Genomic DNA, 13129 nt, shown 5'->3' on the forward strand with positions numbered 1-13129 from the left:
TGCCCGAAAATCAGGGCTCCCGTGGGTCATTTTCAAATTATGTAAGTGAGGATGGGTAAATGAAAACTGTATTTTTGCTCAGTTCCGTTCTTTTTTCTTTGTGCTTCTCACTCAGCTTATTGGCTGCCGAAGACAAACTGGAAGAGGAATATCAATCTTTGGTTGAACTGTTCTTTGACGCAGCGCGAATTGGCAATAATGAAGTGGTTGATACATTTGTTTCTCAAGGCTTCCCAATCGACCAACGCAACAACCAAAGTTATACCGCATTAATGGTTGCTGCTTATCAGGGAAATAAAGAGACTGTGCGTTTGCTGCTCGATTCTGGTGCTAATGCGTGTTTACAGGATAAGCGAGGCAATACGGCCTTGATGGGGGCACTTATTAAACGCGAAATCAGCATCGCGAAGGATCTCTATCAAGCTGATTGTTCTACCGAACTGCGTAACAAAGCAGGATTGAATCTGAAAGAATTTGCTGAAATCTATGGCCAATCCAATGTGCTGAAATCGCTTCAGCACTAATTTTTGTGGCGTGATTAAGCATTCCCTTTTCTTAGACGCCACAAACAAAAAACGTTCCAGATAAACTGGACCGTTTTCTTTATTAACAAAAGGCGATGAGAGCCAAACGAATTACGCGAAGTTTTCCACGATGATGTCATCGGCATTGCTGACGAATACCGCGCCTTTCTCTTCCATCTCTGTGATAACGGTATCGACCGTATCAGGTAATACTGCGCGGCTAGACGCTAGATTAACAATCACTTTGAAACCTAAGTCTAGAGCTTGCGTCACCGATTTCTTCACACAGAAATCGAGCGCTAAACCACCAATCACAACCGTATCGATGTTATTGAATTTAAGGAACTCATTTGCACCAGTGGTTTTGGTGTCGGTTACGTCATGGAAAAAGATGCCGTAAGGGTGTGCGTCTGGGTCCATGCCTTTGTTGACTTGAAAGTCGTAATCCAAAATAGCAGGCAAACCATCAAGTAACTCAACACCTGTAGTGCCAAGCACACAGTGGCGATTCCATTTAATGTCGACGTTTGGTAGCCCTACTGGCTCAAGCATATTGGCTGGCGTCTCTGCGTCCCATGCGGCTTTTGGTGGATGTAAGTCACGGCTGACCATTTTTAAGCGGCCTTTGGTGTGGTTTTTTAACAGCTCAGGAACGATTTCTAGTGCTCCTGTCACTGGCAGTTCTTCAGGACAAAGCTCGGTGAAGCCTTTCTCAGGATCCACGTCAATCACTGCGGTGGTTTGGTAGTTAACTTTAACGGTCATGGCAGACTCCTTGTCTGTCTTTTGTGCTTGCGTTAACCACGCAAACAGTTTTGAAAAAAGGTCACTTCGTCGCTAGCAAGGGTATATACCATCGCGGGTTTTCCGCCTTTACCTTTGTTCGTAGATGCAACTTTGTTGGTGGCTTTAAGTACGCCAGAATCGACCAGTCGACGTTTGATTGTCATTCGGCTGATGTCGATACCGAACTCTTGATACGCCGCAATGATGTCGGCAACCAAAAACTCTTTATCAAGTGCGAACAGCAGTACTGATGTGTATTCGATAGAGGCGCGCAGCTTCTGCCATGCTTTCTCAATCATCTTTTGGTGGTCAAAAGCGAGCGTTTCTTCTCCATCGAGAATCGCTTGTAGAGGGAACCACTTTAGATGACATTCTGGTACGCCAGCGTTATCGATCTGTTCTTTGTTGTTACGGTCAACCAAGGCGTAGTGGGTGATGTTCAGGCTCCAATCCTCAGGATCGCGTTTTGGGTCGCCATCGACAAAAGCTTCACTAAAGTGGCGAGGGTAGGTGTGGATTTTTTCACGGCAGATACGACGTCGTGCCGCTTCAAAGTTCTCGTCTGCTGGGCGTCCACCTTCGTGGGTCATGTCTTTATCAAACACGAATCCGCCGGGTAAAGCCCATACACCATGGTAAGGACGCTCTGGATTCGAACGCTTGATCAGCAACACTTCCAACCCTTTATCGGCGCAGCCAGATAGTCTGAATGGAATGATGTCGACGGTTACGATCATGATTAAGTCCTGAGATTAATTTGTAAGTAATCTAGCGCATAACAAGTAGTCAATCAATGGGTAAGTAACCGATTGTTAGAAACGTAGCGAGTAATCTAGTTCGATTTGCTTTAAGCAAAGAAGTGCTTATATGTTTTATGTTATCCACAGTGGGTGTGTGAAATTTACACAGAAAAACCTTATAAAAAAGAGTAGTTAGTAACAAAAGTTGACAAACCCTAAGAGGGTGTTTATTGTTTACGCAATTTAGTTAGTAACAACAAGTTATATACCCAAGTTTGCCTTGTTGAGAACTTCCCGCCGACTTCGTTGGGAAAACAATAAGATACGGTTTGCACCGCGCTGAGGGAATTTAGGTATAAACGAAAAAGGGCGTGTAGAAGGGCTCCGAATGACCACCAATTTATTTTCGTCTCGCATCATCCAAAGTGCGTTAGATTTTGACGTATACAAAGTGAATATGATGAGTGCTGTTGCAGCGCTCTATTCTGATGCGATGGTGTCCTACAAATTCATAGTGCGCAGTGAAGAAGACTTGTCTGAGCTACTGCCAGAGGTGAAAGCCGAAGTACTTAAACTGCAAGATATCACCTTCTCTGCAGAAGAAATCGAGTACATGAAAGGCGTCGCGCCTTATCTCAGCCCTGAGTTTGTTGACGCTCTGCATGTGTTTCGTTTTAACCCTCAACGTGACGTTTCTTTCAATATTAAAACCATGGCGGATGGTACGAGCCAATTGCGTATTACCATCAATGGTCTTTGGAAAGAAACCATTCTCTACGAAACCATCATCATGAGCATTGTGTCTGAAGTGCGTAGCCGTGCACGTTGGGCAGAGATTCCAGTCGAGCAATTCCAGTCCGTTCTAGAAGAGAAAGTTTGTCGTCTTAAAGCAGAACTGAAACGCCGTAACATCACTAACTTCAAGTTTGCGGACATGTCGACCCGTCGTCGTTTCTCTTTCCAAGCACAGCGCTCAATGCTGCAGTACCTGAGCAAAGAGTTACCTGATTGCCTAACTGGAACCAGTAATTACCATTTGGCGAAAGAGCTCGACCTCACGCCAATTGGTACGGTGGCACACGAATGGTTTATGGGGCACCAAGCGCTAGTGAATGTTCGTGATTCACAAAAGGTAGCGTTGCAGCGTTGGCAAAAGATGTTTAACGGCGCGTTAGGTATTGCGCTAACTGACACCATTGGTATTGATGCGTTCTTAAAAGACTTCGATGAAGAACTCAGCAATGCTTACGCTGGTGTCCGTCATGACAGCGGTTGCCCTTACACTTGGGGCGAGAAGATGATTGAACATTACCAATCGCTTGGCATCGACCCTATGACCAAAACCTTGGTATTTACAGACGGCTTGAACTTTGACCAAGCATTGGATATTTGCGAACACTTCCAAGGTCGCGTTCAAGTGAGTTTTGGTATTGGTACGTCGTTAGCGAACGATATGGGTGATTACACGAACGCACAAGGTGTCGCTTACAAGCCGCTGTCTATTGTTATTAAGATGGTGTCATGCAATGGCTCACCAGTGGCGAAAATCAGTGATGAGCCAGAGAAAGCGATGTGTGAAGATATTTTCTTTTTGATGAATTTGAAGCGTCGTTTTGAACAGCCCCTCGATCTTGATGAGTGCCGTGTTTTGATCGATCGCCTCGAAGACGAAGGCGACAACTACCTTATCGACGCTTAAGTTATCGATGTATAAGAGTGATGCTTTCTCATCACTCTTTCTCTGTAGCGCAACTCTCGTTGTATTTTATTTCGCATAGTGCGCCACATTTTGTGCGATAGGGAAGGCGTTTACTCCCAGTGTTCGCGCGTATCCTCTTAATAATCAACCCTTCAAGGTTGATACTTTTCAGGTGCCTTTCGCGTACCTTATCCCAGTAATTATCAAAAGCCATACATCACCTTTACTCTCGCTATCATTATTTTTATAAATTTGGTTATATTTTATGCAACATGCTCCTGCTTTTGATGTCAGAAAAATCCTAAAAGTCGTTAAGTAAAAGGCGAATTGTTGTAGCGCTCTCGTTTCTTAATTTTTATCTTCTATGGTTTCGACAAATTTATATCGGCAAACCCAAAAGGCGATTTGGTTATAGTACAAGCAAAGGTCAGATCAGGAATGAATGATGAATTTGGTTGTGCATTTGCAGAAAAAAGCAATAAACAAACATGGTTATGAATGGGCGACACGCCAAGCATGGAAGTGCGGCATTAAAGCCAATCTTGTTAAACGTGTTATCGGGATTTTCAAAGGGCAAATTGTTTGTGTGGTAGAAGGCTGTCGTGCTGAGCTCACTACGCCAATCAATAACCCGTTGCATGAAGACGAAAAACAAGGACGCTATGTGTTTGTGGGTGGCATCTTCTGGGAACCAAACAACATCATTGCGCCGGGCTTTCCTGACTTTATGTTTATGCACTTGCGAGCGCTAAGCCATCGTCACAAATATCTGACGGATGACGAGTTATTCTTGAGCTTAGCTTAACCAGTACAAAAGACGTCAATGAGTAGTCTCTTTCTTAAATCGATGCTTGGCGCGTGCGTTGTGTTGATCATTGCCATGCTCTCGAAATCAAAAAGCTTCTATACCCAAGTAACCTCGAGATGCTTGGTTCAGCGAGAATGACTTGGTTTGCAGATGCGGCGACGATTTGAAGATCTAGTGACTCTAAATCAAAAATCGTCAACAAAGTATGCGAGCCAAGGCAACTCGCCCTTTGGGAGCTTATCACTGAACCGATTTCATCGTCGAACCTCTTGGACATAACCAGTTATTACACTGCGATGCTCTCCTTGAGCTCGAATCAGTGACAAAGCTCTGAAACCTGCATCTTGAAGTCACTTGGGTATATATTGCAGGTTGGGTGCCTCTGTTTCCGACCTTCGTTTTGATTGTGCATTTCATTGTTGGCAGTGAACGAGATATGGAAGCGCTGCGCCAAACGGCATTGTTCGGTATTTACTCTTTGATTCCTTATGCGGCGTATCTGATTTCAGTCTTTTACTTCAGTTACCGTTTGAGTCTTGTCGGTACACTCTCCGCTGCAATTTTGGTTTGGGTGATGTTTGCGATCATGCTGTTAGCATTTTGGGTGCGATGGATGGTGCCTGCGTAAAGTTTGCCCAACTTGACGTTGTAGCTTACGTAAAAATCATAGCTCAAACTGATGTGATCTGGCTCTGATTGACCTTAACCTGAGCGTTTCCTAACACTCCGTTTATAAAACGCCGTTTTTTAACCTGCTAATGACCGAGTGTTTGTTTTCACCTGATGTGAATTTTTCTTCTAGATTTACTATACCGCCAAACAAAGATAACCATACTGGGAAGTAAACTATGAATATGAAATCTATCGCAATCGCAACTGCGGTTGTAGCAGTATTAGCAGGCTGTAAGGATAAAACACCACCAGCACCAACAGAAGCAAACATCACGTTGGTAGAAGCAGTAACCGAAACAGTGAAGAACCCACATCAGGTATGTAAGGATGTGGTTGTGACTCACAAAGTTGAGCCAACTGACAACAACAAGATCCTTGGTACGGTTGGTGGTGCAGCAGCCGGTGCGGCATTGGGTAACCAAATCGGTGGCGGTTCTGGTAAAGTGATTGCAACCGCCGCAGGTACAGTAGCAGGTGCAATGACAGGTCGTAAGATTCAAGACAATGTACAGCAAGGCGATGTAGTAACGTCAACTGAGAAGCAATGTCACACAGAATACACCACCTCTGAGAAGGTAGCGGGTTACGATGTGACTTATGAAGTTGCTGGCACACCTACAACAGTCCGCATGCAAAGTAAACCAACAGGTAAGACATTCCCAATTCAAGATGGCAAAGTGTTACTACCGCAATAGTTGCCAACTTAGTTGAACGTAAAAGCCCTTTAGTCTCCGGATTAAAGGGCTTTTTACTTTCTTAACGATCCACTTTTGAATAGCTATCCATTTTGGGATGATCTCAGCATTACTTATCAGCAAAATAATCGACGAGTGTTTTGCGCCACTTTCTTGATTCACGAATTTGAAGCAGCGCTCGGTTAATCTCTTCTTCATAACCGTTGTTTTCGGTAATGATAAACCCGTAGTTTTGTTTTTCTAACTGATATGGCAGTACTTCTAAAGCCTCAAACTCCCCAGATAATCTGCCATTGCCAATCATGTATTTCAGAACCACGTCATCAGCTACAATGGCCTCTATCTCGCCTTTGTCTAGTGCCGCTAAAAGTTCCGTCATGTCTGAATAGTCTTTGTGTCGAATACCAAAGCTTGTTAGTAGCAATGAAGAGGTGGTGGCGGTTTTGGTGCCGACTTCAACATTGGCGAGATCATTGATGCCTTTGATTTGCGATGAACCTTGGCTGAGCGTGAGTTTGCTGGCCAGAATAGCAGTAATGCTGGCGATGAAAAGCATGCTAAACACACCAATGAACACCGTAACGATTCGTCCAGTTAAGCTCTTAAATTCAAAGTAATTAAACGGACCACGAGTGATAAAGAGTAAGCCGAGAATAAAGCTCTCTATCCAGCGCCCCACTCGACTTTTCATTGAGTAGAGTTTCTCATTATTTCCTTTTTCCAACACGTAGAAAAAGGCACCGATGATCCCTGCGATAAGAATAATGGCTCCAACAATTAACCACAGGGCTGGGTTTAAAAATATCGATTTGAGAGTGTGAAAATAGCCTTGGCTTTTTACTGCGATTGCGAGGTGGGTTTCATAAAAAGAATGAGAAAAATCAGCGAATAACTCGCGTTCCGGTGTGATGGATATACAAGAAACACCAACGTCGATTTGTTCGGTTTCAATAGCGTTGAGCAAGTCATTTAACGGGTGATTCTCAAAGGTAAATTCAACATTCATCTCTTTCGCGATTAACTCCCAAAGTTCGACACTTAAACCATTCAACTCGGTATCGACCGAGCCAATCACAAAAGGTGGACATGGATACGTACCGACTTTTAACGGGTTAGAATGAGAAAAAGAACTGAATAATACGAAGAACAAAAGTGTTGTAGCGACAAAGTATCGCAAAGTCGTTTGGAAACCATTTTGCATGCACAGGCCCTCAAAGAAGAGGCAGTGAATGAATTGTATCTAGATCGATGGTTCACTCTACAAATGCAAAAACGATCAGAATTTAATGGAAATGATGACGAATTCAGTACTGCCTCAGTTTTATTATTTACTGTTTTAACTATAGCAGTTGATGCCTTCAGTACCTTATCTCCCTACTTACTAACATACATAGATTTGTCTCGCTTGCTTACAAAAGTCCTGTTATCGGTGGTTTCTTAAGCGTGTGTAAGCGCACGTAAGAATCAGCAGAAAGCGAGGTTATTTTGTTTATCATACTTTCAAATATTGAACGGCGTTTTATTGAGGAAAGGAATGAACAAGCAAATATTAACCATGAGTATTGCTTTCGTATTGGCGGGTTGTGGAACGGAAGGAAAGGGCGACAGTTCTACGACGAGTAACAAATCAAATGTATTCACTTCTCAATGTGGTGATCAGCTTTCAACACAAGAGCCAAGTTTGTCATTTGTGGTGAAAGGTGATGTTGCTGAACTGAGGGGCGTTATCTGTCAGGGTTCACCAAAAGCGTTTGAGCAAATGATGACAAAACACAGCAATATTAAACAGCTCAAGTTCATTAGTATTGATGGTTCTGTTGATGATGAAGCAAATCTCCAACTTGCTTATAAAGTACGGGCAAAACAGTTGGACTCGTACATTGCTTCTGATGGCCAAATCGCATCAGGTGGCACGGATTTGTTTCTCGCAGGTGCCAAACGAACCATAGAAAGTGGTGCCACGATTGGTGTTCACTCTTGGGCGGCGGGTGAGCAAGTCGCGACTGATTTCCCTGTTGGTCATCAGCATCACCAACCCTACATCGATTACTACCAAAAGATGGGGTTGCCCTATCCAGAAGGATTCTATTATTTTACGATCAAAGCCGCACCAGCTGAAAGCATTCACAATATGAGTGAACAGGAAATCAAAAAGTATGGACTGGGAGACATTGTATCTGCTTCGGGAGATACGGCATTAGCGAACGGTATTGATAACAAGTTGTTTGAGCAGTTCAATGCTTCGTTGAATGCACTAAAGTTTCAGTCCATTTGGGGGAGCTATGGTGATTACTTAGCTAAAGCGCCTGCTTACATGCTCCGTTTGGATGAGAAAAGCAGTACGCCTGTAACGGCGTATCTTATCAACCCTCATAAAGTTCCAGAGGATGCTCAAAAACTCGGGGTTAATGAAAGCGGTGCGTTGGATATCTATAAATATGAACCAAACATGCATACCTTTCATGATGCGATCAACAAGGGCAATGGTGCCTACGAAAGACAATATGCGTTTAATGGAGGAAAATACTACCTTCAAGTATATAAACCATCGGATACCTACCTAAACAAAGAGCATCAGCGTAATACGATAGCTTTGGCCGTGCACGAAATGTTTCATGACTATCAACTTGCGTACTTTAAAGATCCTGCAAACTACTTTAATGAGTTGAATGGTTATCCGGTCAACGTTGAGCAGATTACTTATAAGCTGGTTGTGCTCGATCTATTCAAGTCGTTACCTAAAGTAATGACTCAAGATGAAGCAAAGTCGATGTTAAAACAGTATATCGCGCTGACTCAAGAGCAGATCCGTATCGATTCTAGCAATAAACAATATGCGAAGAACATGGGCTTGGGGCAGGAGTTATTTGAAGGCAGCGCTTGGTATGTGGAAGTGATGGCATTGAGAAATGCATTACCAAACTTCTCTGAACTTAAGTTTGTAGAGCCGTATGCGTTTACCACCAAATACCAAAATCGTGAAAGCGTGGAATCACAATTTGGTTGGGGGTATTTTTACCCAAGTGGAGCTGCAGCCATTTATGCGTTGAAAGCTGCAGGGTACGATATCAATCAGCTAGAAAAAGGAATTACGCCTTTTGAAGCCGCCAAGCAGATTGTAGGTCAGTTTAATGTGGCTGCGACGTTGGACGAAATTAAACATAGTGATGGTTTCAAAGCGCTAAAACAGAGTGCCATCACTATCAATACCATCAAGTAGAAACAAATAAGCAGAAGGGACGTGGATACGTCCCTTTTCATGTTTGATTACGTTACAGGCGCTTGATGGTGATTTTGCTCTTCAAGTGCTTTCGCGGCTTGCGCTTGTTTTTGTTTGCGGCGTTCACGTTTGGATAGCCAAATCAGTGGGACGACAATCATGAGGGTGCCAATTGCCATAAAGATATCTGGCACTTCACCAAACCAGATTAAACCAACGAATACTGCGCCAATTAAACCAACGAATACTGCGCCAATTAAACCACTGTACTCGGCGCTGGCAATTTTGTTGCTATCAATAGAACGGTAAGCCAGCACACAAGTTGCAGCATAAATCATAATGAACAAGCTAGAGCCAATCGCTACCGGGAATGAGCTCCAATCCCATGCTTCACCTTCAATAAATACAAGTAACAGAGAAACCGGAATGCCGGTAAGGTTGGTCATCAACAGCGTGTGTACCACGGATTGATTTTTCGGCAGCTTACGGATCAGCAAGTTGTTGATGGCAAGTGTTACCGCGACCGCTAATGCTGATAATGCCGCCCAATCAATTTGATCAGGACGAATAATTACGATTACGCCAGCAAAGCCCATGACGGCAGCGGCGATAGACTGAGCAGAGAGCTTTTCACCAAAAAAGAACGCGGCAAGTGGCAACATGATAAGCGGCGCAGCATAGAAGATCGCATTGGCGGTCGCGAGCGGCATCGAAGAGATCGCGAAGACCATAAAAATAGCACCCGTCAACCAAACGTGAGCGCGAACCGCATGCCATTTAAAGCCTTCCATCAATGGGGCTTGTTTAGTGAAAAGGTAAATAGGCAGCAGCATCATGACGGCAGAAAGTTGTCGGTAAAACACAAACTGAAAAACTGGCACCTCGTTACCGACACTTTTGATCAAAGCGTCTGAGAGCACCGCAATTAGGTTACCAACAATTAATAGCAGCATGGCTGCGCCGACAGATGTGACTTTCACGTTATTCCTCTCCTGTTTCTTTGCCAAAGAGTAGGGGATGTCATAGTATGAAGTGAAATGATATTTATTAGTTTAAGTATGAGATTTTTAGATGATGAAATTGCCACCTCTTAGAGCGGTCCACTGTTTCGAATCCGTGGCGCGTAATTTGAGCTTCTCCCTTGCTGCAGAAGAGCTCAATGTGACACAGAGTGCAGTGAGTCACCAGATTCGTATACTTAGAAGACTATCTTGGCGAAGCCTTGTTTATTCGCCAAGGTCGTAAGCTGTCGCTCTCAGATACTGGTTTTCGTTACCTCGAAGATATCAGCCCGGCAATTAGTGCCATCGCGATAGCGAGCCAAAAGGTACGTGAAGGAGAAAAGGGCAGTTTACGCTTGGCGATTTACAGTTCTTTGGCGGTGAAGTGGTTGATACCACGTCTGGCAGACTTTAAGCGTCAGCACCCAGAAATTGATCTCACACTCAATATGGTCGCCGGAGACCCCGAGCAAACGGACAGCGTGGGTGACTGCTTTATCACGGTTCAAAAACCAAAACGCAATTACATGGCGGTACGTTTGTATGATGAGACGTTGTATCCTGTATGTAGTTTAAATCTTTGGAAGGAAATTCAGGACCAACCGTTGCCGGATGCACTTTGGAACTATCCGATTCTTTCTACTGACTCCATCTATCGTGAGCGTGGTAAAGATTGGGCAGAGTGGTGCAGCGTGGGTGGTTATGAGCTTCCAAAGAACATCGACATGCAGCACTTCAGTCACATGCTTTTAGCAATTGAAGCTGCTCGTTACGATCAGGGCATTACGTTTGCCAATGACTTCATGTTGAATGAACGGGATAAGGCTCAAGATTTGGTTTATATCCCTTCGCACGGTTTGGAGACGGGAGATAGCTTTTACTTTGTGCACAAAAAGAGCCGAGCCCGTCAGACCGAAATTATAAAACTGACAAACTGGCTCAAGCAGCAGTGCCTATAAATAGGAAAGGGAGGCGTTGTGCCTCCCTTTGCGATTCAAAAAAGCGACTATTGCTTTTTGATCAGCACTTTAATCACATCAATCGTGTATAGCTGACAATCGACAGCGGTTTGCGGGTCAAAGTCTTGTTTGTGCTGGTCAGTATTCGACAAGATGCGAATCCCAACAAATGGCACTTGGTAAGCTTGAGCAACCAAAGCCGCTGATGAGGTTTCCATCTCTTCAACAGATGTACCGTACGTTTCATGGAACCAGTTGATGCGGTCTACTTCGCGGTTCCACTCGTCCGCTGAACCAATCAAGCCTTTTACAACTTTGCCTTTTTTGTATTCTTCAGACAAAGAAAGAGCAGTTTCAACCAATGCCGGATCCGCTTTGAACTGTTTATGTTCAACAAACTCACCGTCTTCACGTAAACGCATGGTTACGTCGAAGTTCTGCCACTTCGTTGGGTCGATGCCTTTGCCTTTTTCAGTAAACTCAGACTTGTAAGAGCCCATGTTGAAGCTGGCTTCACCCACGACAATATCACCACGGTATAGCTCAGGATCGTGACCGCCAGATGTTCCTTGGTTGATGATGTATTTAGGATTGAAGTGTTCAATTGCAATCGTGGTAGAAGCGGCTGCATTGGCCAAGCCAACTTCGGTACGAGATACCACGACTGGGTAGCCGTCGATTTCACCTTGCCAGAAAGTCCAAGAACCAACGGTGGTTTCTTTTGCGTCATCTAGGGCTTCTACAAGCGTGCTGGTTTCAATATCCATTGCACCTTGAACAAGGATTGGTTGAGTTTGAGCGAAAACAGAAAATGAAAGCACGGCAGGAACCAGTGTGGCGAAACGTTTAAGAATTTGCATACGACATATTTACAAAAGGAAAAGATGGCGCAATCTATCAATAGCAAACGTTTGCGTCAATTGATGAATTTGTTAATTTTCTTAATGGATGATTTTTTTTGATTTTCATTCTAAATAACGAGAAATAAAAAATCCGAGCGGGGGAAGCTCGGATTTATGTTCTATCAGGACTAAATTGAATGATGAATTAGCGCTAAGGCATTTTGCTTAGGTTGTAGAATGACGCTAGCTCGCCTGTTGCTTTTTCGCCATTCATATCCAGCTTCATTAGCATGTTTTCACCAACGAAATACTGGTTTGGACCTGACTCGTCGACCAAAGTAATGGTATTGCCAGACTCGTTCCAAGTGAACTTACCTTCAGATTTGATTGGTTCACCTTCTTTACCCTCATACAGCTCTACCAATGAGTAAGTGCCGTCTTCATTCAGTGTTAGCGTTGTGTCGACTCCTGCACAATCTGCACATGGAAGCTTGCCTTTGTATATGCCGTTCCAATCCAGTGCATTTTGCGCATTGTGGCCAGAATCGACAAACGTATCAGTCGTGATCACTTGCTCTTCTTCAATAGGAGTTGCATCAACCGTACTTTCAACTTCTGTCGCCTGAGGAACGTCAACTGTGGTTGTCTCTGCTGGTCTCTCGTCCTGACAACCGGCTAAAATAAATACGGCACTGGTGAGTGCTAATAGTGTCTTTTTCATTTTATTCCTCTTTTAATCAACAAGTTGATATACCGAAATGATCTCGAAGCATGTATGCTAAGGTCACTTGGGTATATGGTCTTAATAATAGACTCGTTTCCTACACCTGCGTCAGAAGAAAGCAAACCATTGATCTGTCTTTGTTAGAAAAACTCTTTAACGTCAGTGATTTGCAAATAGAAAGACAGGGAAGTAAAAATGGAAGAATTACTTATAGGAACTGCCCGAGTATTGGGTTCGCTTATTCGTTGGCTCATGTTTGAACTCATTTTAAATAGCGTTGTTTATCGTATTGGGTATGCGGGATTGTATATTCTGACGCTAGGTAAACGGCCTCATCGACCGGTATCACCAGAGATGAAAGGGCGCGTTCTTCTGTTTGGTATTGTGTTGTGTCTGTTGGTTTTTGCCTTACTTATATGGTTGCATTCTTAATGAGAGCCAGTAGGTAACAAGACAGAG

13 protein-coding genes and 2 pseudogenes are annotated in these 13129 nt (G+C 43.8%); 8 read left to right on the plus strand and 7 right to left on the minus strand.

Annotation, left to right across the window (positions count from 1 at the left end):
- Positions 1–59 precede the first annotated feature (59 nt).
- The gene (locus C1S74_RS19440) at positions 60–524 is read left to right on the plus strand and encodes an ankyrin repeat domain-containing protein (protein ID WP_045397032.1); all 465 of its coding nucleotides are present in this window, start codon (positions 60–62) and stop codon (positions 522–524) included.
- A gap of 111 nt (positions 525–635) precedes the next feature.
- Here C1S74_RS19440 and C1S74_RS19445 read toward each other — a convergent pair whose 3' ends face one another.
- Complete coding sequence (locus C1S74_RS19445; RefSeq protein ID WP_045397035.1) at positions 636–1289, minus strand: nicotinamidase; 654 nt, start codon at positions 1287–1289, stop codon at positions 636–638.
- A gap of 32 nt (positions 1290–1321) precedes the next feature.
- The gene (locus C1S74_RS19450; RefSeq protein ID WP_045397038.1) at positions 1322–2047 is read right to left on the minus strand and encodes an NUDIX domain-containing protein; all 726 of its coding nucleotides are present in this window, start codon (positions 2045–2047) and stop codon (positions 1322–1324) included.
- Positions 2048–2438: 391 nt separating this feature from the next.
- On the opposite strand from C1S74_RS19450, the gene pncB reads away from it, so the two are divergent.
- Complete coding sequence (gene pncB / locus C1S74_RS19455; protein ID WP_045397040.1) at positions 2439–3749, plus strand: nicotinate phosphoribosyltransferase; 1311 nt, start codon at positions 2439–2441, stop codon at positions 3747–3749.
- A 31-nt stretch (positions 3750–3780) separates the two neighbouring features.
- On the opposite strand, the gene C1S74_RS27090 is transcribed toward pncB, so the two are convergent.
- Complete coding sequence (locus C1S74_RS27090) at positions 3781–3963, minus strand: hypothetical protein (protein WP_045397043.1); 183 nt, start codon at positions 3961–3963, stop codon at positions 3781–3783.
- Positions 3964–4194: 231 nt separating this feature from the next.
- On the opposite strand from C1S74_RS27090, the gene C1S74_RS19465 reads away from it, so the two are divergent.
- The 3 genes and pseudogenes from C1S74_RS19465 to C1S74_RS19480 all read left to right on the plus strand — a co-directional run bounded on the left by C1S74_RS19465 (position 4195) and on the right by C1S74_RS19480 (position 5924).
- Positions 4195–4554, plus strand: a complete 360-nt coding sequence (locus C1S74_RS19465; protein ID WP_045397045.1) for a hypothetical protein — start codon at positions 4195–4197, stop codon at positions 4552–4554.
- A 364-nt stretch (positions 4555–4918) separates the two neighbouring features.
- Positions 4919–5185: pseudogene (locus C1S74_RS19475) on the plus strand (GlpM family protein); the annotation flags it as partial.
- 220 nt (positions 5186–5405) lie between these two features.
- The gene (locus C1S74_RS19480; protein ID WP_052437413.1) at positions 5406–5924 is read left to right on the plus strand and encodes a glycine zipper 2TM domain-containing protein; all 519 of its coding nucleotides are present in this window, start codon (positions 5406–5408) and stop codon (positions 5922–5924) included.
- Between the two features lie 109 nt (positions 5925–6033).
- Here the strand turns inward: C1S74_RS19480 and C1S74_RS19485 are convergent, their stop codons facing one another.
- Positions 6034–7125: a transporter substrate-binding domain-containing protein gene (locus C1S74_RS19485; RefSeq protein WP_045397050.1), complete on the minus strand. Its 1092-nt coding sequence runs from the start codon at positions 7123–7125 to the stop codon at positions 6034–6036.
- 333 nt (positions 7126–7458) lie between these two features.
- Between C1S74_RS19485 and C1S74_RS19495 the strand changes: the two genes are divergently transcribed.
- Positions 7459–9144 carry a hypothetical protein gene (locus tag C1S74_RS19495; RefSeq protein WP_045397053.1) on the plus strand — a complete coding sequence of 562 codons (1686 nt, stop codon included), beginning with the start codon at positions 7459–7461 and terminating at the stop codon, positions 9142–9144.
- Between the two features lie 47 nt (positions 9145–9191).
- Here the strand turns inward: C1S74_RS19495 and C1S74_RS19500 are convergent, their stop codons facing one another.
- Positions 9192–10124: a DMT family transporter gene (locus C1S74_RS19500; protein WP_045397055.1), complete on the minus strand. Its 933-nt coding sequence runs from the start codon at positions 10122–10124 to the stop codon at positions 9192–9194.
- Positions 10125–10218: 94 nt separating this feature from the next.
- On the opposite strand from C1S74_RS19500, the pseudogene C1S74_RS19505 reads away from it, so the two are divergent.
- Positions 10219–11104, plus strand: a pseudogene (locus tag C1S74_RS19505) (LysR family transcriptional regulator).
- A 47-nt stretch (positions 11105–11151) separates the two neighbouring features.
- Here the strand turns inward: C1S74_RS19505 and C1S74_RS19510 are convergent.
- Both C1S74_RS19510 and C1S74_RS19515 read right to left on the minus strand, forming a co-directional pair.
- On the minus strand, positions 11152–11964 hold the full coding sequence (locus C1S74_RS19510) for a 5'-methylthioadenosine/S-adenosylhomocysteine nucleosidase (RefSeq protein WP_045397057.1): 813 nt from the start codon (positions 11962–11964) through the stop codon (positions 11152–11154).
- 193 nt (positions 11965–12157) lie between these two features.
- On the minus strand, positions 12158–12667 hold the full coding sequence (locus C1S74_RS19515; RefSeq protein WP_045397059.1) for a copper resistance protein NlpE: 510 nt from the start codon (positions 12665–12667) through the stop codon (positions 12158–12160).
- A 198-nt stretch (positions 12668–12865) separates the two neighbouring features.
- Between C1S74_RS19515 and C1S74_RS19520 the strand changes: the two genes are divergently transcribed.
- Positions 12866–13102 carry a hypothetical protein gene (locus C1S74_RS19520; RefSeq protein ID WP_039975557.1) on the plus strand — a complete coding sequence of 79 codons (237 nt, stop codon included), beginning with the start codon at positions 12866–12868 and terminating at the stop codon, positions 13100–13102.
- Positions 13103–13129 lie beyond the last annotated feature (27 nt).

Origin of the sequence: Vibrio hyugaensis (assembly GCF_002906655.1) — a bacterium.
Lineage (GTDB): Bacteria > Pseudomonadota > Gammaproteobacteria > Enterobacterales > Vibrionaceae > Vibrio > Vibrio hyugaensis.

Coding starts and splice junctions, on each gene's coding strand:
- C1S74_RS19465 (WP_045397045.1), top strand. CDS start 4,195: ATGAATTTGGTTGTGCATTTGCAGAAAAAAGCAATAAACAAACATGGT.
- pncB (WP_045397040.1), top strand. CDS start 2,439: ATGACCACCAATTTATTTTCGTCTCGCATCATCCAAAGTGCGTTAGAT.
- C1S74_RS19510 (WP_045397057.1), bottom strand. CDS start 11,964: ATGCAAATTCTTAAACGTTTCGCCACACTGGTTCCTGCCGTGCTTTCA.
- C1S74_RS19495 (WP_045397053.1), top strand. CDS start 7,459: ATGAACAAGCAAATATTAACCATGAGTATTGCTTTCGTATTGGCGGGT.
- C1S74_RS19445 (WP_045397035.1), bottom strand. CDS start 1,289: ATGACCGTTAAAGTTAACTACCAAACCACCGCAGTGATTGACGTGGAT.
- C1S74_RS27090 (WP_045397043.1), bottom strand. CDS start 3,963: ATGGCTTTTGATAATTACTGGGATAAGGTACGCGAAAGGCACCTGAAA.
- C1S74_RS19520 (WP_039975557.1), top strand. CDS start 12,866: ATGGAAGAATTACTTATAGGAACTGCCCGAGTATTGGGTTCGCTTATT.
- C1S74_RS19480 (WP_052437413.1), top strand. CDS start 5,406: ATGAATATGAAATCTATCGCAATCGCAACTGCGGTTGTAGCAGTATTA.
- C1S74_RS19485 (WP_045397050.1), bottom strand. CDS start 7,125: ATGCAAAATGGTTTCCAAACGACTTTGCGATACTTTGTCGCTACAACA.
- C1S74_RS19440 (WP_045397032.1), top strand. CDS start 60: ATGAAAACTGTATTTTTGCTCAGTTCCGTTCTTTTTTCTTTGTGCTTC.
- C1S74_RS19515 (WP_045397059.1), bottom strand. CDS start 12,667: ATGAAAAAGACACTATTAGCACTCACCAGTGCCGTATTTATTTTAGCC.
- C1S74_RS19450 (WP_045397038.1), bottom strand. CDS start 2,047: ATGATCGTAACCGTCGACATCATTCCATTCAGACTATCTGGCTGCGCC.